Annotated in this window: 13 protein-coding genes; 3 read left to right on the top strand and 10 right to left on the bottom strand. The window is 71.2% G+C overall.

Annotation, left to right across the window (positions count from 1 at the left end; all coding sequences use genetic code 11):
- Both AXW62_RS21195 and AXW62_RS21190 read left to right on the top strand, forming a co-directional pair.
- A partial coding sequence (locus tag AXW62_RS21195; protein ID WP_442267816.1) for an Lhr family helicase occupies positions 1-661 on the top strand: 661 nt, incomplete at its 5' end.
- Positions 662-888: 227 nt separating this feature from the next.
- Complete coding sequence (locus AXW62_RS21190; protein WP_060945932.1) at positions 889-1695, top strand: DNA-formamidopyrimidine glycosylase family protein; 807 nt, start codon at positions 889-891, stop codon at positions 1693-1695.
- Here AXW62_RS21190 and AXW62_RS41225 read toward each other — a convergent pair.
- The 10 genes from AXW62_RS41225 to AXW62_RS21140 form a co-directional block, all read right to left on the bottom strand.
- Complete coding sequence (locus AXW62_RS41225; RefSeq protein ID WP_079115720.1) at positions 1629-1973, bottom strand: hypothetical protein; 345 nt, start codon at positions 1971-1973, stop codon at positions 1629-1631. The genes AXW62_RS21190 and AXW62_RS41225 overlap by 67 nt on opposite strands.
- Before the next feature lie 411 nt (positions 1974-2384).
- Positions 2385-2867 (bottom strand): Dps family protein, encoded by a 483-nt coding sequence (locus AXW62_RS21185; protein ID WP_030839350.1) that lies wholly within the window; start codon positions 2865-2867, stop codon positions 2385-2387.
- A gap of 182 nt (positions 2868-3049) precedes the next feature.
- On the bottom strand, positions 3050-3436 hold the full coding sequence (locus AXW62_RS21180; protein ID WP_030839347.1) for a helix-turn-helix domain-containing protein: 387 nt from the start codon (positions 3434-3436) through the stop codon (positions 3050-3052).
- A gap of 109 nt (positions 3437-3545) precedes the next feature.
- Positions 3546-4061, bottom strand: a complete 516-nt coding sequence (locus AXW62_RS21175) for a CinA family protein (RefSeq protein WP_060945929.1) — start codon at positions 4059-4061, stop codon at positions 3546-3548.
- A complete protein-coding gene (pgsA, locus tag AXW62_RS21170) occupies positions 4058-4693 on the bottom strand; it encodes a CDP-diacylglycerol--glycerol-3-phosphate 3-phosphatidyltransferase (RefSeq protein ID WP_060945928.1) in 636 nt (211 codons plus the stop codon). The genes AXW62_RS21175 and pgsA overlap by 4 nt, the downstream gene beginning before the upstream one ends.
- Entirely contained in the window at positions 4690-6177 is a 1488-nt protein-coding gene (gene rimO, locus AXW62_RS21165) for a 30S ribosomal protein S12 methylthiotransferase RimO (protein ID WP_060945927.1), read from the bottom strand. Before rimO ends, pgsA begins: the two co-directional genes overlap by 4 nt.
- 62 nt (positions 6178-6239) lie before the next feature.
- Positions 6240-7073, bottom strand: a complete 834-nt coding sequence (locus tag AXW62_RS21160; RefSeq protein WP_030839335.1) for a helix-turn-helix domain-containing protein — start codon at positions 7071-7073, stop codon at positions 6240-6242.
- A 189-nt stretch (positions 7074-7262) separates the two neighbouring features.
- Positions 7263-10127: a DNA translocase FtsK gene (locus AXW62_RS21155; RefSeq protein ID WP_079115719.1), complete on the bottom strand. Its 2865-nt coding sequence runs from the start codon at positions 10125-10127 to the stop codon at positions 7263-7265.
- A 239-nt stretch (positions 10128-10366) separates the two neighbouring features.
- The gene (locus AXW62_RS21145) at positions 10367-11044 is read right to left on the bottom strand and encodes a response regulator (RefSeq protein ID WP_060945925.1); all 678 of its coding nucleotides are present in this window, start codon (positions 11042-11044) and stop codon (positions 10367-10369) included.
- 274 nt (positions 11045-11318) lie between these two features.
- Positions 11319-16877 carry a HAMP domain-containing protein gene (locus AXW62_RS21140; protein ID WP_079105844.1) on the bottom strand — a complete coding sequence of 1853 codons (5559 nt, stop codon included), beginning with the start codon at positions 16875-16877 and terminating at the stop codon, positions 11319-11321.
- Between the two features lie 251 nt (positions 16878-17128).
- Here AXW62_RS21140 and AXW62_RS21135 point away from each other — a divergent pair, with 251 nt between their 5' ends.
- On the top strand, positions 17129-19756 hold the full coding sequence (locus AXW62_RS21135; RefSeq protein ID WP_060945924.1) for a SpoIIE family protein phosphatase: 2628 nt from the start codon (positions 17129-17131) through the stop codon (positions 19754-19756).
- Positions 19757-19812 lie beyond the last annotated feature (56 nt).

Below are 19812 nucleotides of genomic sequence, written 5' to 3'. Positions count from 1 at the left end.
CGCCCTGGCGCGCACCCTCCTGGACCGGCACGGCGTGGTCACCCGCGGGGCGGTCGCCGCCGAGGGGGTCGAGGGCGGCTTCTCCGCCGCCTACCGGGTGCTGTCCGCGTTCGAGGAGACCGGCCAGGCCCGCCGCGGCTATGTGGTCGAGGGCCTCGGCGCCGCGCAGTTCGCGATGGACGGCGCGGTGGACCGGCTGCGCGCGGTCAGCACGGCCCGCGACCGCGCGGCTGCCCCCGCCTTCGACGGACAGCGGGGGCAGACCCGGGGCGCCTTCGTGCTCGCCGCGGCCGACCCCGCCAATGCCTACGGCGCCGCTCTCCCCTGGCCCGATCCTCCCGCGGACGCCAGCCACCGGCCGGGCCGTAAGGCGGGAGCGATGGTGGTCCTCGTCGACGGTGAGCTGACGCTCTACATGGAGCGGGGCGGCAAGACCCTGCTCGCCTGGCCGGCCGGCGAGGCCGAGGCCGCCTCACCCGAGGACGACGCCCGGCTGTGGGCGGCGGTGGAGGCGCTGGCCGAGTCCGCCCGCGCGGGCACGCTCGGCTCGGTCACCGTGGAGCGGGTCAACGGCCTCCAGGCGCTTTCGTCCCCCATCGGCAAGCTCCTGGAATCGGCGGGCTTCCATCCGACACCACGGGGCTTGCGCCTGCGCCCCTGACCGGCGACGTCTGCGCCCCTGCTCGGCGACGCCTGGGCGCCGGGCCGACGGCGTCCGCGCCGCTGACCCGACGGAGTCTGGGCGCCGGGCCGGTGGCCTCCGCGCCGCTGCCCGGCGCATGCTCCGGGCACCACGTACCGACCGCACGCGGTCTCCTGACCCAAAGTGGCGCCGGCCGTCCGGCGGAGCGCTCCCACCCGCGCACGCCTCACGGCATCATGGAGGGCATGCCCGAAGGAGATACCGTCTGGCAGACCGCACAGCGCCTTCACCAGGCCCTGACGGGTCCCCCGCTGATCCGCAGCGACCTGCGGGTCCCCCGTCTGGCGACCGCGGACCTCACCGGCCGCCGGGTGCTGGAGGTCGTCCCGCGCGGAAAACATCTGCTGGCCCGTGTCGAGGGCGGGCTGACCCTCCACTCCCATCTGCGGATGGACGGCTCCTGGCAGGTGTACGGGCCGGGTGAGCGATGGCGCGGCGGCCCGCACCACCAGATCCGGGCCGTCCTCGCCACCGCCGACCACACCGCCGTCGGCTACCGCCTCCCCGTCGTCGAACTGCTCCGCACCCGCGACGAGGACCGGGTCGTCGGCCATCTCGGCCCCGACCTCCTCGGCCCCGACTGGGATCCGGACGAGGCGCTGCGCCGGCTGCTCGCCGATCCGTCCCGGCCCTTGGGCGAAGCGCTGCTGGACCAGCGGAACCTCGCCGGGATCGGCAATGTCTACAAGTCCGAACTGTGCTTCGTGCTGCGCGTCTCACCCTGGCTGCCGATCGGCGAGGTGCCCTCTCCGGAGCGTCTGGTGGCCCACGCCAAGAGACTCCTGGAGGCCAACAGGAACCGGCGCGCCCGGGTGACCACGGACCAGCCGCGCCCCGACCGCAGGCTGTGGGTGTACGGGCGGCCGGGGCGGCCGTGCCGACACTGCGGTACCCCGGTGCGCACCGCCGACCAGGGCCGCACCGGTCAGGAACGCTCGACCTTCTGGTGCCCGAACTGCCAGTCGGGGCCGCCGGGGCCCGCGCCGTCCTGACCCGGACCGCCCTGCCCTGGAGGTCCGCCCCCGCGGATGCCTCGGGTGCCGCCCCTCCTGGGCGCGGAACCGCCCCTTCTCGGCGAGGGCCCGCAGTGCACCGGCAGCAGGCTCAGCCCCCAGCCGCCGGCCGCGAACGCCCCCTCCACCGGCCCGGCCTCCCCCGGCTGCACCGCCAGCCGCAGCACGGACCACCACCAGACACCACCCAGAGCGAGCGCGACCACCCACCGGACCGGCCTTCGGCCCCGGGTGTCGGCCCCTCCGACGGCTGCCATGACTGCCTCCTTCGGGCGACGCTAGACGCCTGTTCGCACACGGCGGGAGGGCGCACAGCAGGCACGCCAGCGCGCGTCAGGCACGCGCGCTCCCCCCAGTCTGCCCAGCCGGACCATGCGGCGCACCCAGAGCGAGCCGACGAGCCGGAACACCGGTCAAAGAGCTGGAAAAAAGCGCACCCCCAGCGCACCCCCATACACCCCCAGCGCACCCTGCGCACGCCCCCACCGTGGCCGGACGGCCGCTCCGGCCGCCCACCCACAACCGGGCCGCGGTCCACCAGGGCGCCTCCGGCCACGGGTGCAACGCCCCCGGTCACGGGCGCAACCCACCCACGGGCGCGACTCCACCCAGGGGCCCACCCGGCCGCGACCCACCCGGGCCGCGGCCCACCCGGACCCGAATCCGCCTCAGCCTCGCTGGCCGCCGTTCTCGGCCTGGAACATCCAGTGGTGCTTCTCCAGGTCACGGGTGACCTCGATGAGAATGTCCTGCGTCACCGGGTCCGGTTCGTCGGTCGCCTCGATCCGCTCCCGCATCCGGGCGATCACCGCTCCGAGCGCGTCCACCAGCGTCCGTACGGCCTGCACGTCATCGGTCCAGCCGTCCTTGACCGCGTCCAGAGCGCTGGTCGCGGCCACCGTCTGGGCCCTTCCATCGGGCGGCAACCCGAGCGTCGAGGCCCGCTCCGCCACCGTGTCGGCATGCTCCCTGGCCATCGCCACGACCTCGTCGAGCTGCAGATGAATCGTGCGGAACCGCGGGCCCACGACCGTCCAGTGAATCTGCTTGCCCACCAGGTGGAGATCGACCAGGTCGACCAGGGCGCCTTGCAGCGCGTCACCGACGACCTTGAGGTGCTCCTCCGGCAGCGGGCTCCTGACCACAGACATCCACTTCCTCCTGTTCGACCGTTTTGGCCCCCTTGATTACCTCTCTTCTTGCTGGGTGACCCGAATTCGGCCGGACAAACATCGAGGCCCCGGCCGGTATGGCTACCGGCCGGGGCCTCGAAGAACTCTGGACCTGTCCGTTCGTCGTCCGTACGGACCCCAGGCCCGGGGCGCGGGCTTTCTCAGGCCGCCACGACGTCCACGGCTTCCTTGGGCGGCTTGATGGTCACCCGCTCGTCCGGGACACCCGTCACGGACGTCACGGAGACGGGGTTGAGCACGGGCCGCATCGGCGCGGGCACCTTCTCGCTCGGGGACGCGGCCGACTCGGCCAGTTCGGCGAGCGACAGCTCATCGCTGACCTCGCGCATGACCTGCGACATCCGCACCTCCAGGGCGTCGCAGATGGCCGACAGCAGCTCGGATGAGGCTTCCTTCTGGCCGCGCTCGACCTCTGACAGATAGCCGAGCGACACCCGGGCGGAGGAGGAAACCTCGCGCAGAGTACGGCCCTGGCGCTGGCGCTGCCGGCGCAGCACGTCACCCAGCAGGCGACGGAGCAGAATCATCGCTGGCTCCCTCCTCGGACCTCGGATCCGGATCCTTCACGCCCCACCGTACCGCCTCCGGCTGTACCCGTGCGGGGAGCGATGTCGTGTTCACTCAGGGCTGCAAACATCAAATCCCGCTGTGTTGTTCCGTATCCTGTGCCCTCGTCGTCGCGATCAATTCGCTGAACAGCAGCTTGACCGCAGCTCGGACGGTCTCTCCACGAATTCCGGCACGATCTCCCTCAAGCCGCAGCGCCGCCGAGGCCGTCGCGCCCGAGGGCCCCGCGACGGCCACATGAACGGTGCCCACGGGCTGGCCGTCCTGCGGTGTGGGACCCGCCACACCCGTGGTGGCCACACCCCAGTCCGCGCCCAGCGCACGCCGTACGCCCCGGGCCATCTGCCGGGCCACCTCGGCGTCGACCGCGCCGCGCTCGGCCAGCAGGCCCCCGTCCACGCCCAGCAGCTCCCGCTTGAGCTCGGTGGCGTAGGCCGTCACCGAGCCGCGGAAGGAGCGGGAGGCACCGTTCACCGCGGTCAGCTCGGCGGCCACCAGGCCGCCGGTGAGCGATTCGGCGACGGCAAGGGTCTGTCCGCGCCGCTCCAGAAGCGCCAGCACCTCGGCCGCCGTCCCGCCGCTCACCTCGTGACCTCCTCCGTCGCCCGGCCCGCCCGGCGCAGCACGATCGCCTGCCGGACGTAGTCGAAGCCGGTGACCACGGTCAGCGCCACGGCCACGGCCATGACCCAGAACCGCAGCGTGGCCAGCGGCCCGGTCAGCGCCAGGATGTACATCCCGACGGCGGTGCCCTGCGCGAGCGTCTTCAGCTTTCCGCCCCGGCTGGCCGGGATGACCCCGATCCGGATCACCCAGAAACGCATCAGTGTGATTCCGATCTCACGGAACAGGATCACTCCCGTCACCCACCAGGGCAGGTCCGACAGGGCCGACAGGCAGATCAGCGCCGCCCCCATGATCGCTTTGTCCGCGATCGGATCGGCGATCTTCCCGAAGTCGGTGACCAGGTTGTACCGCCGGGCCAGCTGACCGTCGAAGAGATCGGTGATCATGGCGATGGCGAACGCCGCCCAGGCGAAGCTGCGCCACACCGGGTCGTACCCGCCATTGTGCAGCATCAGCAGGACGAACGCGGGCACCAGGAGCAGCCGCACCATGGTGAGGATATTGGCGATGTTCCACAGTCCGGCGGGCCCGACCGCGGCGGCCGCCGGGCGGTGGTGGCCTCCCGCGGCGGAGGCCGGGACATCGGTCATCTGGCCGCCTCCCCGGTGGACGCGCCGCCGCCCCGCCGCTCAAGCGGCTCCGCGACGAGGTCCACTCCCTCCGTCGCGACCACCTTCGCTTCGACCATACGGCCCACCTCCGGCTCCCCGTCGGTGCTCAGCAGCGTCTGGCCATCGGTCTCCGGCGCCTGGTGGGCACCGCGGCCCAGGACCGCCCCGGTCTCGTCGATCTCCTCCACCAGCACCTCGACGACCTCGCCGAGCCGCTCCTCCGCCCGCTGGGCGGTCAGCTCCTCCGCGAGCCGCGAGACGCGCTCGAGACGCTCCGCGACCACCTCGGGGTCGACCTTGTTCTCGTATGTGGCGGCCTCGGTGCCGTCCTCGTCCGAGTAGCCGAAGACGCCGATCGCGTCCAGCCGGGCCTCGCTGAGGAAACGCTCCAGCTCGGCCAGGTCCTCCTCGGTCTCGCCGGGGAAGCCGACGATGAAGTTGGACCGGGCGCCGGCCTGCGGCGCCTTGCCTCTGATCGTCTCCAGCAGTTCCAGGAACCGGTCGGTGTCACCGAACCGGCGCATGGCGCGCAGCACCCCGGGCGCCGAGTGCTGGAAGGACAGATCGAAGTACGGCGCGACCTTCTCGGTCGAGGTGAGCACGTCGATCAGCCCCGGACGCATCTCGGCGGGCTGCAGATAGCTGACCCGGATCCGCTCGATGCCGTCCACCGCGGCCAGCTCCGGCAGCAGCGTCTCCAGCAGCCGGATGTCCCCGAGGTCCTTGCCGTAGGAGGTGTTGTTCTCGGAGACCAGCATGACCTCCTTCACCCCCTGCTCGGCCAGCCAGCGGGTCTCGCCCAGGACGTCGGAGGGGCGGCGCGAGATGAAGGAGCCGCGGAAGGACGGGATGGCGCAGAACGAGCAGCGCCGGTCGCAGCCGGAGGCCAGCTTCACGGAGGCGACCGGGCTGCTGTCCAGTCTGCGGCGCAGCGGGGCCCGCGGCCCGGAGGCCGGGGCCACCCCCGCGGGCAGGTCCTCGGGGGCGGTGTCCTGGGCGTGGCCGGGCAGCGCCACCGAGGTGGCGTCCTGCCGCCGGGCCGGGCTGATCGGCAGCAGCTTGCGGCGGTCGCGGGGGGTGTGGGAGGCGTGGACGCCGCCGGAGAGGATGGTCCGCAGCCGATCGGAGATGTCGGCGTAGTCGTCGAAGCCGAGCACTCCGTCGGCCTCGGGCAGCGCCTCCGCGAGCTCCTTGCCGTAGCGCTCGGCCATGCAGCCGACGGCTACCACGGCCTGGGTGCGGCCGTGATCCTTCAGGTCGTTCGCCTCCAGCAGGGCGTCGACCGAGTCCTTCTTGGCGGCCTCCACGAAGCCACAGGTGTTGACGACGGCGACGTCCGCGTCGGCGGCTTCCTCGACGAGCTCCCACCCGTCCGCCGCCAAGCGGCCTGCGAGCTCCTCCGAGTCCACCTCGTTACGGGCGCAGCCAAGAGTGACAAGGGCGACGGTGCGGCGTTCGGGCATGCGCTCAGACTACTTCGTCCCCACGACAGCCCCCGCTGCCAGGGCTCCCGATCATCGGCGGCTCAGCCCGCCTCGGGGTCTCCCTTGGTGTAGGAGAGCCGCTGAACGGCCCCGTTGGTGCCCACGTTCTTCACTTCCTTGCCGTTCACGAACAGCTTGATCGCCCCGGCGTTGCCGAGCACCAGGTCGATGCGCCGGCTGTCGCTGAAGGTCTTGGAGTCGCCCTCGCGCAGCACGCCCTCCTCGATCAGCCGCCCGTTGTGGTCCTGGGCGGAGATCCAGCTCTGGCCGCCCTCGGCGGTCAGCTTGACGGTGACCTTGTCCGCCGGAACGCCCGCGATGGCGCTGTCGGACGGGTCGGGCTTGTTCGGAGCGGCGGGCTTGGTGGGAGCGGCGCTGTTGGTGGGCGCGGAGGCGCTGGGCCTGGGTGAGGAGGTCTCGTCGGCGACCGTCGAGCCGTCCTCCTCCCCGCCACCGCTGAAAAGGGTGAAGCCCACGAATCCGACGACGGCGACGATCGCCGCGACCATCGCGGCCGTCCAGTTCGGGCGCCGGGGCTCGGGACGGATCCGCTCGGCCTCGAACAGCGGCGCCGGCGCGGTCGGCGTGGGCCGGCCGCCGTGCTCGGCGTCGAACTGCGCGATCAGGGCCTCCGGGTCGAGGCCCACGGCGCGTGCGAGCACACGGATGTGTCCCCGGGCGTAGACATCGCCGCCGCAGCGCGAGAAATCGTCCTGCTCGATGCCCCGCACGATGGGGGTGCGCACCCGGGTGGAGGAACTGACCTCGTCGACGGTCAGCCCCGCGGAGATACGGGCCTGCTGGAGGGCGCGACCGATGGAAGGCCGGTCGTCTTCGAGGGAGTTGCCGTCTTCGGGAAGGTTGCCGATGGACACGGGGGCGCCTTTCGAGCGTGAGCCACCTGCTGGGGGTTCAGTCTAGGGGTGGGGCGAAAGGGTCGGGCAAGCGGGAGGACGGAGTTTGTCCGCCATCGGGATTGCCATTCGATCACGATTCTGGGGTCTCACTCCGCCACCTCCCTCAACTTGACGTTTCGGTAGGGGAAACGGTTGCCCGCCGAACCCTTACGAGTGAGCCTTACCGCGGATCACGTCGAGCACGCCATCCAATTCGTCCGGCTTGACGAGCACATCGCGCGCCTTGGAGCCCTCGCTCGGACCGACGATGCCCCTCGACTCCATGAGATCCATCAGCCGCCCCGCCTTGGCGAAACCCACCCGCAGCTTGCGCTGCAGCATCGACGTCGAGCCGAACTGGGTGGAGACCACCAGCTCAGCGGCCTGGCACAGCAGATCGAGATCATCGCCGATCTCCTCGTCGATCTCCTTCTTCTGCGACGTCCCGACCGTCACGTCGTCACGGAAGACCGGCGCCATCTGCTCCTTGCAGTGCGCGACGATCGCCTCGACCTCGGTCTCGGTGACATAGGCGCCCTGCATCCGGACGGGTTTGTTCGCGCCCATCGGCAGGAAGAGGCCGTCGCCCTTGCCGATCAGCTTCTCGGCGCCGGGCTGGTCCAGGATGACGCGGCTGTCGGCCAGCGAGGAGGTGGCGAAGGCGAGTCGAGAGGGCACATTGGCCTTGATCAGACCGGTCACGACGTCCACGGAGGGCCGCTGCGTGGCCAGCACCAGATGGATGCCGGCCGCCCGCGCCAGCTGGGTGATCCGCACGATCGAGTCCTCGACGTCCCGCGGTGCGACCATCATCAGATCGGCCAGCTCGTCGACGATCACCAGCAGGTACGGATAGGGCTTGAGCTCCCGCTCGCTCCCCTCCGGCTGCTTCACCTTCCCCTTGCGGACCGCCGCGTTGAAGTCGTCGATATGGCGGAAGCCGTACGCCGCGAGGTCGTCATAGCGAAGGTCCATCTCCCGTACGACCCATTGGAGCGCCTCGGCGGCGCGCTTGGGGTTGGTGATGATCGGTGTGATCAGATGCGGAATGCCCTCGTAGGCGGTCAGCTCCACGCGCTTGGGGTCGACCAGCACCATCCGCACATCGTCCGGAGTGGCACGGACCATGATCGACGTGATCAGACAGTTGATGCAGGAGGACTTGCCGGAACCGGTCGCGCCCGCCACCAGCACATGCGGCATGGTGGCCAGATTGGCCGCCACATAGCCGCCCTCGACGTCCTTGCCGAGCCCGACGAGCATCGGATGGTCGTCGCCGACGGAGTCCGCCGAGCGCAGCACATCGCCCAGGTTGACCATCTCGCGGTCGCTGTTGGGGATTTCGATGCCGACGGCCGACTTGCCGGGGATCGGGCTGATAATACGAACATCGGGGCTGGCGACCGCGTAGGCGATGTTCTTGGTCAGTGCGGTGATCCGCTCGACCTTGACGGCCGGGCCCAGTTCCACCACGTAGCGGGTGACCGTCGGGCCGCGGGTGAAGCCGGTGACGGCGGCGTCCACCTTGAACTCCGTGAACACCTTCGTCAGTGAGTCCACGACCGCGTCGTTGGCCGCGCTGCGCGTCTTGCCCGGGCCGCCCCGCTCCAGCAGGTCGAGCGAGGGCAGGGCGTAGGTGATGTCCCCGGAGATCTGCAGCTGCTCGGCGCGCGGCGGCAGTGGCTCGCTCGCCTCGGCCACGGGCCGGGTGAGGTCGGGGACCCGGTGCGGATCCACCTCACCGGCTCCGTCCGCACGGCTCGTGCCGACCGCCGCCTTGCCCTTGGCGCCGCTCTTCCCGGCGGCCTTCCCGGGCTCCTTACCGGCGTCGCGGGCGCCCGGCACCCCGCCGCCCGCGGTGGCCCCGTCCTCGCGCCCGCCGGAGATCTCGCTGCTGAGCCCGGCGACGAGCGGCGAGGGCTGCACCCCGTGCAGCACCGCCCCGTCCAGCGCGGCGGCGGCCGCGGCCGCGACGTCCACGGCGTCCATGGGCCGGTCGACCGGCGGTTGCGCGGACGACGAGCGGCGCGGACGACGGCGCTTGCGCAGCGCCTCCTCCTCGGCCCGCTCCGGACCGCCCGCACCGTCCGGGTCCTCTTTGGCGAGCGAGGTTCTGCGCGGCCGCCTGGCGGGCGTCTCGCGCCATTCCTCGGCGTACTCCGCCGCGTCGTACCCGGCCTCCGACGCGTACCCGTCCTCGTCGTCCCGCACCAGGCCGAGCCGGACACCGAGTTGCCGCAGCCGCTGCGGAATGGCCGCGACCGGCGTCGCGGTGACCACCAGCAGCCCGAAGACGGTGAGCAGCATCAGCAGCGGTACGGCCAGCACATCGCCCATCAGGTAGATGAGCGGCCGGGAGATGGCCCAGCCGATCAGGCCGCCGGCGTCCTGTATCGCCTCGGTGCCCTCGCCGCGCCCCGGGGCGCCGCAGGCGATGTGCACCTGTCCCAGGACGCCGACGACGAGCGCCGAGAGGCCGATGACGATCCGCCCGTTGGCCTCCGGCCGCTCCGGGTGGAGGATCAGGCGGGCGGCGATGGTGCCCAGCAGTATCGGCACCACCAGGTCGAGGCGGCCGAAGGCGCCGGTGACCAGCATCTCGACCAGGCTGCCGACCGGCCCTTCCAGATTGGACCAGGTGCCCGCGGCGATGATCAGGGCGAGGGCGAGCAGCAGCAGGGCGCTGCCGTCCTTGCGGTGCGCCGGGTCGAGTCCCTTGGCGCCGCGTCCTATGCCGCGGAACATCGCCGCGACGGCACGCGCCGTCCCCATCCACACGGCGCGCACGGCGCGGTACACCCCGCTGGTGGGGTTCGGCGCGGGAGGGGGCGCCGCCTTGGCCGACGCCTTCTTCGGCGCCGCCTTCCTCGCGGGCGCGGCGGGCTTCTTGGCGGGCGCCTTCTTGGCCGCCGCCTTCTTCGCGGGCGCCTTCTTCGCGGGCGCCTTCCTCACCGCGCCTCCGGACTGCCCGGCGCGCTTCTTCGAGGGGCCCGCCGTGCTCTGGGAACCCTTGCCGGACGTACGAGAGGCCATGGAGGCGAGGTTACCCGCGTCCGCCGTACGGAGCACGTATGGCAGGGGTAATGGCAGGAGTATCGGGCACCACTGGTCCCACGCCTCCCAGGGCCGCCGGCATCACACCCGGTCAGGCACCACCGAGGGCGCACCCGTGCCGCACCCGGCGAGAAGGGTGGGGTACGGCGGTGACACCCCGTCAAAGCGCGGGGGGCCGGTCGGGGATGACCGGCCGACGGTGACGGTGGGGTGACCGCTCAGTTCTGCGAGGGAACCTGGCCGGCCCCGCTGCCCGCGCCCGGCTCCAGCGCGTCCAGCGCCCGCCGCAGACCGGTCAGCTTGCGCTCCAGATGGGCCGCGGTGGCCACGGCGGCGGCGTCGGCCGACTCGTCCAGCTGTTTGGAGAGCGCCTCGGCCTGCTCCTCGACGGCGGCGAGCCGCGCCGAGAGCTCGGCGAGCAGCCCGGCAGACTCCTTGGCGTCCCCGGTGGCGGGCTGACCGCCCTCCAACTGCAGCCGCAGCAGTGACGCCTGCTCCCGCAGCTGGCAGTTCTTCATGTACAGATCCACGAAGACCGAGACCTTGGCTCTCAGCACCCAGGGATCGAACGGCTTGGAGATGTAGTCCACCGCGCCGGCCGCGTAGCCCCGGAAGGTGTGGTGCGGGCCATGGTTGATCGCCGTGAGGAAGATGATCGGGATGTCGCGGGTCCGCTCCCGGCGCTTGATGTGCGCCGCGGTCTCGAATCCGTCCATGCCCGGCATCTGGACGTCCAGCAGAATCACCGCGAAGTCGTCCGTCAGCAGCGCCTTGAGCGCTTCCTCCCCTGACGATGCCCGCACCAGGGTCTGATCGAGCGCGGAGAGAATGGCCTCCAGCGCCAGCAGATTCTCCGGCCGGTCATCGACCAGGAGGATCTTGGCCTTCTGCACCATGCCCCGTCCTCCTCGTCCCGGCTTGGGGTCTCCCCAGCTCGAAGAGCCGGGGGAAGCACCGGGCGCCGCCCCAGGGGGCGACTCCCTTGCGCCGCCCGTCCTTGTGCCGGTCATGGTAGCCGCACCCCGCTGCTCGCCACACCCTGTCACCGCGATGTCACTGTGCACGTAGCAGAAACGTGGCGGGAGACCAGAAGGTTCCCCGCACACCGCGTTCCCACACGTGTTCGGCGACACACAGTCAACACCACGGCCGCGCCGGGTGTACCGCGGGTCACTCCGCCGACATCCAATGCTCCATCACCGTAAGGAGATGATCGGTGTCGACCGGCTTGGTGACGTAGTCCGACGCGCCCGCTTCGATGCTCTTCTCCCGGTCGCCCTTCATCGCCTTCGCGGTGAGGGCGATGATCGGCAGCCCGGCGAACTGGGGCATCCGGCGGATCGCGGCCGTCGTGGCGTAACCGTCCATCTCCGGCATCATGATGTCCATCAGGACGAGCACGACGTCGTCGTGCTGCTCCAGGACCTCGATGCCCTCCCGGCCGTTCTCCGCGTACAGCACCTGCAGCCCGTGCTGCTCCAGCACGCTGGTCAGCGCGAAGACATTGCGGATGTCGTCGTCGACGATCAGCACCTTCTCGCCGTGGAAGCCGCCCGCCGGCTCCGGGGCCACCAGGTCCTGGCCGCCCAGCAGCCACGGCTCGGGCGCCTGTGCCTGCCGTCCCGGGCGGTCCGCCGCCCGGGGGCCCGGCTCCGCCTCCGGCTGCTGCGGCAGCTGCTGCCCGTCGGCCCGCGCCGCCTCCTGCTCGGCCCGCTGACGCCGCCGGAACAGCCCGGAGCCGCCGCGGGCGCGCGGCGCCTGGGAGGCGCCGGAGCCGTCCTGCGGGGCCTCCTGCTCCGCCGCCGCCCCGTCCTCCGCGGTCCCCTCCGCGCCGCCGGGGAGCGCCTCGAGCGCCAGCGGACCGGACGCCGAGCTGCTCGGGGCGAGCTGCGGGTACCCCTGGGGCGGCAGTTCGCTGGGGTGCAGCGGCAGGTACAGCGTGAAGGTCGAGCCGCGGCCCGGTTCGCTGGCCGCGTGGATCTCGCCGCCCAGCAGCCGGGCGATCTCCCGGCTGATGGACAGGCCCAGTCCGGTGCCGCCGTACTTCCGGCTGGTGGTGCCGTCGGCCTGCTTGAACGCCTCGAAGATCACCCGCATCTTGCTCGCCGCGATGCCGATGCCGGTGTCGGTGACCGAGAAGGCGATCATGTCGGCGTCCGCGTCGCGCAGGGCGCCGTGCTCCAGCAGCTGTTCCCGGATGCCGTGCGGCACATCCGCGCCGGCCGGCCTGATGACCAGCTCCACGGCACCGCTGTCGGTGAACTTCACCGCGTTGGACAGCAGGTTGCGCAGCACCTGCAGCAGCCGCTGCTCGTCGGTGTGCAGCGTCGCCGGCAGCTCCGGCGACACCCGTACGGAGAAGTCCAGGCCCTTCTCGGCGGTCAGCGGCCGGAAGGTGGCCTCCACGTAGTCGACGAGCTGGACCAGGGCGATACGGGTCGGGCTGACGTCCATCTTGCCCGCCTCGACCTTCGACAGGTCCAGGATGTCGTTGATCAGCTGCAACAGGTCCGAGCCCGCGCCGTGGATCGTCTCGGCGAACTCCACCTGCTTCGGCGAGAGGTTGCCGTCGGCGTTGTCGGCGAGCAGCTTGGCCAGGATCAGCAGCGAGTTGAGCGGTGTGCGCAGCTCATGCGACATGTTCGCCAGGAACTCGCTCTTGTAGCGCATCGAGACCGCGAGCTGCTCGGCGCGCTCCTCCAGCACCTGCCGGGCTTCCTCGATCTCGGTGTTCTTGACCTCGATGTCGCGGTTCTGACGGGCCAGCCGCTCCGACTTCTCCTCCAGCTCCGCGTTGGACGCCTGGAGCGCCTTCTGCCGGTTCTCCAGCTCGGCCGACCGCTCCCGCAGCTGCTCGGTCAGCTCCTGCGACTGCTTCAGCAGCACCTCGGTCCTGGTGTTGACGCTGATGGTGTTGACGCTGGTGCCGATCATCTCGGCGATCTGGTTGAGGAAGTCCTTCTGGATCTGGGCGAAGGGCTGGAACGAGGCCAGCTCGATCACGCCCAGCAGCTTCCCCTCGAAGAGCACCGGCAGGACGATCACATGGGCCGGGGGCGCCTCGCCGAGCCCCGACGCGATCTTGAGGTAGCCCGGTGGCACCTGCTCCACCAGGATCGGGCGCTTCTCCTCGGCGACCGTGCCGATCAGCGTCTCCCCGGGCTTGAAGCGCGTGGGCATCGAGCCGTGGGAGTAGCCGTAGGAACCGATCAGACGCAGCTCGTAGTCGTCGCCGGAGGTGCTGTCCGCGACCACCTCGGTGCCCTCGCCCGCGGGTACGGCCAGGAAGAACGCGCCGTGCTGGGCGGAGACCACCGGGGTCAGCTCGCTCATGATCAGCCGGGCGACGTCCTCCAGGTCGCGCCGGCCCTGCATGAGACCGGAGATCCGGGCGAGGTTGCCCTTGAGCCAGTCCTGCTCCTTGTTGGCGAGCGTGGTCTCGCGCAGGTTGGCGATCATGGTGTTGATGTGGTCCTGGAGGACCTGGATCTCACCGGAGGCATCCACATCGATCTTGAGGTTGAGATCACCCCGGGTCACCGCCGTGGCGACCTCGGCGATGGCGCGCACCTGACGGGTCAGGTTGCCGGCCATCTCGTTCACCGACTCGGTCAGGTCCTTCCAGGTGCCGGCCACGTCCCGGACCCGGGCCTGACCGCCCAGCTGCCCCTCGGTGCCCACCTCACGGGCCACCCGGGTCACCTGGTCGGCGAACGACGACAGCTGGTCCACCATCGTGTTGATGGTCGTCTTCAGCTCGAGGATCTCGCCGCGCGCCTCGATGTCGATCTTCTTGGTCAGATCGCCCTGGGCGATCGCCGTGGTGACCATCGCGATATTGCGGACCTGTCCGGTCAGGTTGGACGCCATCGAGTTCACGGACTCGGTGAGGTCCTTCCACGTCCCCGAGACCCCGGGCACCCGGGCCTGGCCGCCCAGGATGCCGTCCGTGCCCACCTCACGCGCCACCCGGGTGACCTCGTCGGCGAACGACGACAGCGTCGTCACCATCGTGTTGACCGTGTCGGCCAGCGCCGCGACCTCGCCGCGCGCCTCGACCGTGACCTTCTTCGTCAGATCGCCGTTGGCGACCGCGGCCGAGACCTGCGAGATGTTCCGCACCTGAATGGTCAGGTTGTTGGCCATCAGGTTGACGTTGTTGCTCAGGTCCTTCCAGATACCGGTCACGCCCGGAACCCGCGCCTGACCGCCCAGCTGCCCTTCCGTACCCACCTCGCGGGCCACCCGGGTCACCTGCTCGGCGAACGACGACAGCTGGTCCACCATCGTGTTCACGGTGGTGACCAGTTCCAGGATCTCGCCCTTGGCATCGACGGTGATCTTCTTCGACAGATCGCCCTTGGCGACCGCCGTCGTCACCTCCGCGATGGAACGCACCTGAGACGTCAGGTTGTTGGCCATGCTGTTGACGGACTGCGTGAGGTCCTTCCACGTCCCGGAGACGCCCTGCACCTCGGCCTGACCGCCCAGCTGGCCCTCGGTGCCCACCTCGCGGGCGACCCGGGTCACCTCCTCCGCGAAGGACGACAGCTGGTCGACCATGGTGTTCAGGGTGTTCTTCAGCTCCAGGATCTCGCCGCGTGCGTCCACGTCGATCTTCTGCGAGAGATCACCGCGGGCGACCGCCGTGGCGACCTGCGCGATGTTCCGCACCTGGGCGGTCAGATTGCCCGCCATGCCGTTCACCGAGTCGGTCAGGTCGCGCCATACACCGGCCACACCGGGTACCTGCGCCTGACCGCCCAGCCGGCCGTCCGTGCCCACCTCGCGGGCGACCCGGGTCACCTGCTCGGCGAAGTCGGAGAGCTGGTCGACCATCGTGTTGATGGTGTTCTTCAGCTCCAGGATCTCCCCGCGCGCATCCACCTCGATCTTCTGGGACAGATCGCCGCGGGCCACCGCCGTCGTCACCTGGGCGATACCGCGCACCTGAGCGGTCAGGTTCCCCGCCATGGAGTTGACGGAGTCGGTCAGGTCCTTCCAGACGCCGCTGACCCCGTCCACCCGGGCCTGGCCACCCAGCCGGCCCTCGGTGCCCACGTCCCGCGCCATCCTGGTGACCTGGTCGGCGAACGAGGACAGCTGGTCCACCATGGTGTTCACGGTGTTCTTCAGCTTGAGCATCTCGCCGGAGACGTCGACGGTGACCTTCTGCGACAGATCGCCGTTCGCCACCGCCGTGGTCACCTGGGCGATGTTGCGCACCTGTCCGGTGAGGTTCCGGAACGCGGTGTTCACCGAATCGGTGAGGTCCTTCCACGTCCCCGCCGCACCCGGCACCTGCGCCTGACCGCCCAGCTCCCCCTCGACGCCGATCTCACGGGCGACCCGCGTCACCTCGGCGCCGAAGGACTGCAGCTGGTCCACCATCGTGTTGACGGTGTTCTTCAGCTCCAGCATCTCGCCGGCCACGTCCACGGTGACCTTCTGCGACAGATCGCCGTTCGCCACCGCCGTCGTCACCTGGGCGATGTCCCGCACCTGAGCGGTGAGGTTCCGGAACGCGGTGTTCACCGAATCGGTGAGGTCCTTCCACGTCCCCGCCGCACCCGGCACCTGCGCCTGACCGCCCAGCAGCCCCTCGGCGCCGACCTCACTGGCCACCCGCGTCACCTCGTCCGCGAAGGTGCGCAGCGTCTCGGTCATGGTGTTGATCGTGTCGGCCAGCTGCGCGACCTCGCCGCGTGCGCTCACCGTCACCTTCTGCGACAGATCGCCGTTGGCGACCGCCGTGGTGACCTGGGCGATGCCGCGCACCTGCGCGGTCAGGTTCCCGGCCATCAGATTGACGGAGTCGGTCAGGTCCTTCCAGACGCCCGCGACCCCGGGCACCTTCGCCTGGCCGCCGAGCTCGCCCTCGGTGCCCACCTCACGGGCGACTCGGGTCACCTCGGAGGCGAACGAGGAGAGCTGGTCCACCATCGTGTTGACGGTTTCCTTCAGCTCGAGCATCTCCCCGGACACATGAACCGTGACCTTCCGGGACAGATCACCCTTCGCCACCGCCGTCGTCACCAGAGCGATGTCACGCACCTGCGCGGTGAGCCGGGACGCCATCGTGTTGACCGACTCCGTCAGGTCCTTCCACGAGCCCGACATACCGCGCACCCGGGCCTGGCCGCCCAGCTTGCCCTCGGTGCCGACCTCGCTCGCGACCCGCGTCACCTCGTCGGTGAACGCCGAGAGCTGATCCACCAGCCCGTTGACGGTGCGCCCCACCTTCAGGAACTCCCCGCGCAGCGGATGCGCCGACCCGTCGGCGCCCTGCGCCCGCAGGTCCATGCGCTGCTCCAGGTCGCCCTCGGCGACCGCCGACAGCACCCGGCCCACCTCGGACACCGGCCGGACAAGATCGTCCACCAGCGCGTTGGACGCGTCGATGGCCGCGGCCCACTGCCCCTCGCAGGCGCCGGTCTCCAGCCGCTCGGTGAGCTTGCCCTCCCGGCCGACCACCCGCCGCACCCGGGTCAGCTCGCCGGTGAGCTGCAGATTACGGTCCGCGACCTCGTTGAAGACCGCGGCGATCTCGGACATGACACCCTCGCCCGAGACCGTCAGCCGCTTACGGAAGTTCCCGTCCCGCATGGCCGTCATCGCGGTCAGCAGCCGGTTCAGGGCCGCCGTCTCCACTTCGATCGTCCCATTGCTCCGGGACCGTCCGCCTTTCGCGCGCGTATTCGTGCCCCGCGCCGCTGCGCCAGACTCCACCGTGTCCCTCCCGCAGGGTTGACCGTCCTCGTCGGGTTCTTCTTCCAGCTTGCCCAGTGTTTCACCATGGCCCAACCAGGCCATAACAGTTCGGCAGCATCGCACACCGCCGACAGCCCACTCTGGGGGGAATCGGAGCCGACCAGGATTCGCGAGGGCGCCGGTGGTAAGTAACCTGGCATCCGGCCAGGGCATCGGAGGGGCGCTGCGACATGGGTGAGCAGTTCGCCGAAACACATATGAGGAGACCTGTGATCACCGCGCGGGCAGCCGCCACCTTCGAGCCGGTGGGACGCTCGGTCGCCGCCGCCCGCACCTTTGTCCGGGACACCCTCCAGGGGTGGGGCCTCACCGACATCGTGGACGACGCCGTCGTCCTCACCAGCGAACTCGTCACCAACGCGGTGGTGCACGCCGGCACCACCGCCGATGTGATCTGCATCCGCGCCGACACCGGCGTACGCGTCGAGGTCTCCGACCGCTACCCCGAGCGCGAGGTCCCGCTGCAGAGCAACGGCGGCCACCACTTCGGGCACCCCGACCGCGAGGGCGGCCGCGGCCTGCTGCTGTGCGCCGCGCTCGCCACCCGCTGGGGCGTCGAGTACACCGCGACCCACAAGCACGTCTGGTTCCAGCTCGACTTCCCCGACCGCCCCGCGGGCACCCGGGCCGCCGGGCCCGCCCTGCCCTCCAGCGCCCTGCCCGTCGCCGAGTCCCGGGTCCGGGTCGGGGTCGTCCAGGTCGACAGCACCGGCCTGATCAGCGCCTGGAACGACGACGCACAGGAGCTGTTCGGTTACCACCCGGAGCAGGTCATCGGCAAACCGCTGACCGACCTCGCGGCCTGGCCGCACACCCCCGGCACCGGCACCGGCGTCGCCGAGGCGCTCCTGCTCTCCCGCTGGGAGGGCTCCTACGGCATCCGCGGCGCCGACGGCCGGGTCTCCCCCGTCTACGCCTCCCATCTGCGCATCCGCGACGCCGAGGGCGAACCGTCCACCGTCTGTCTGCTGGTGCGCGACCGCGAGCGGGCCGTGCTGCAGAGCCCGATGCGCGGTGCGGCGGGCGACACCGCCGACACGGTGGAGCGCGGTCCGGCCACCGACGCCTTCGAGGTCTTCATCGGCTCCCCCGCCCCCGACGACCTCGACGGCCTGCTCCAGCGCACCGTGGAGCGGGCCCGCGACATGCTCGACGGCGACGCCGCCTATCTGCTGCTCGCCACCGACGACGAGACCGAACTGGAGGTCCGCGCCTCCACCGGCCTGCCCTCCGCCCGCCAGCGCTTCGCCCGCGTGCCCGTCGAAGCGGGCACCGGGCGCTACGGCTCGGCCCGGATGCCCGCCGTCCACGAGGACCTGTCCGCGGTGCCCGGCGCCGTTCCGCTGCTGGTGAACACCGGGATGCGCTCCGTCGTCACCGTCCCGCTGAAGGTCGAGGGCCGGCTCACCGGCTCGCTCGGCGTCGCCGCGGAGGCCCCCGGCCGCTACAGCAACGAAGAGGCCCTGCGGCTGCAGTTCGCCGCCGACCGCATCGCCCTCGCCGTCGAACGGGCCCGTCTCACCGAACTGGAGCGGCTGCGCCGCGGCTCGCTGTCCTTCCTCGTCGAGGCGTCCGACCTCCTCGCGGGCACTTTGGACCGCGATCAGACACTGGCTCTCATGGCCCAGATGACGGTGCCCACGCTGGCCAGTTGGTGCGCCGTCTATACGGTCGCCGACCAGGCGTCCGAGCCCGAACTGTCCTATGTGCTGCACGAGGACGAGGACCGCATCGACGGGCTCAAGGCCCTGCTGATGAAGATCGACCCGCCGGAGCAGGTCCCCACCGGCGGGGCACGCGGCTGGTCCGGTCCCTATGACGCGGCCCACGCGGCGGCCCTGCGCACCTCGCTGCGCAGCCTCAGCCTCGGCGACTCCGCCCGCCCCTCCTCCGGCCCCGGCGCCTCGCTCGCGACCGCCTCGGCCGTCGGCGGGGAGACGGTTGTCCTGCCCCTGGTGGCCCGTAACCGCGTCATCGGCATGCTCGTCCTCGGCAAGCCCACCGACGAGCACTTCCGCCAGGAGAACCTGGAGCTCGCCGAGGACCTCTCCCGCCGGGCGGCGCTCGCGCTGGACAACGCGCGGCTCTACTCGGAGCGCACCGCCATCAGCCAGTCCCTGCAGCGCAGTCTGCTGCCGCCCGAACTGCCGGAGGTCGCCGGAGTCGAGGTCGAGGTCATCTACCGCGCGGCGGGCGAGGGCAACGAGGTCGGCGGCGACTTCTACGACGTCTTCCCGATCCGCGACGGGGCGTACGGCTTCGCCATCGGCGATGTCTGCGGCACCGGACCGGAGGCCGCCGCGGTCACCGGGCTCGCCCGGCACGCCCTGCGGCTGCTCGCCCGCGAGGGCTTCGGCGGCCCGGCGGTCCTGGAGCGGCTCAACGCGGCCATCCTCGACGAGGGCGCCCGCAGCCGCTTCCTGACCCTCCTCTACGGCGAGTTGTGGCCACAGCACGACGGCAGCGCGGTCCTCAAGGTGGTCTGCGCCGGGCACCCGCTGCCGCTGCGACTGCGCCAGGACGGCAGCGTGGAGGCCGCGGCCGAGCCCCAGCCGCTGCTCGGTGTCATGGACGACCTGGAGCTGTACGAGCAGACGGTGACGCTCGACCCGGGCGATGTGCTGCTGTGCGTCACGGACGGCGTGACGGAGCGGCGTGAGGGCACCAGGATGCTCGGCGACGACGGCCTCATCGATGTCCTCACCTCCTGCACCGGCCTTACGGCGGGCGCGGTGGCCTCCCGGGTGCTGCGGGCGGTCGAGCGCTTCGCGGCGGACCCGCCGTCCGACGACATGGCGATCCTGGCCATGCGGGTCCCCGAGCCGGCCGACTCCTGAGACATGAGGCGGCCCGGCCGGGCGACCGGGCCGCCGGGCGCCCCCGGCGCTCCCCG

Source organism: Streptomyces hygroscopicus subsp. hygroscopicus (assembly GCF_001553455.1).
In the GTDB taxonomy this organism is placed as follows: domain Bacteria; phylum Actinomycetota; class Actinomycetes; order Streptomycetales; family Streptomycetaceae; genus Streptomyces; species Streptomyces hygroscopicus.
The sequence above is the reverse complement of the archived record's forward strand: the minus strand, read 5'-3'. Positions and strand labels throughout refer to the sequence as shown.

Excerpts from the sequence above, each read along its gene's own strand:
- pgsA (WP_060945928.1), bottom strand. The coding sequence starts at position 4,693 with ATGACCGATGTCCCGGCCTCCGCCGCGGGAGGCCACCACCGCCCGGCG.
- AXW62_RS21185 (WP_030839350.1), bottom strand. The coding sequence starts at position 2,867 with ATGTCTGTGGTCAGGAGCCCGCTGCCGGAGGAGCACCTCAAGGTCGTC.
- AXW62_RS21190 (WP_060945932.1), top strand. The coding sequence starts at position 889 with ATGCCCGAAGGAGATACCGTCTGGCAGACCGCACAGCGCCTTCACCAG.
- AXW62_RS21180 (WP_030839347.1), bottom strand. The coding sequence starts at position 3,436 with ATGATTCTGCTCCGTCGCCTGCTGGGTGACGTGCTGCGCCGGCAGCGC.
- AXW62_RS21145 (WP_060945925.1), bottom strand. The coding sequence starts at position 11,044 with ATGGTGCAGAAGGCCAAGATCCTCCTGGTCGATGACCGGCCGGAGAAT.
- rimO (WP_060945927.1), bottom strand. The coding sequence starts at position 6,177 with ATGCCCGAACGCCGCACCGTCGCCCTTGTCACTCTTGGCTGCGCCCGT.
- AXW62_RS41225 (WP_079115720.1), bottom strand. The coding sequence starts at position 1,973 with ATGGCAGCCGTCGGAGGGGCCGACACCCGGGGCCGAAGGCCGGTCCGG.
- AXW62_RS21155 (WP_079115719.1), bottom strand. The coding sequence starts at position 10,127 with ATGGCCTCTCGTACGTCCGGCAAGGGTTCCCAGAGCACGGCGGGCCCC.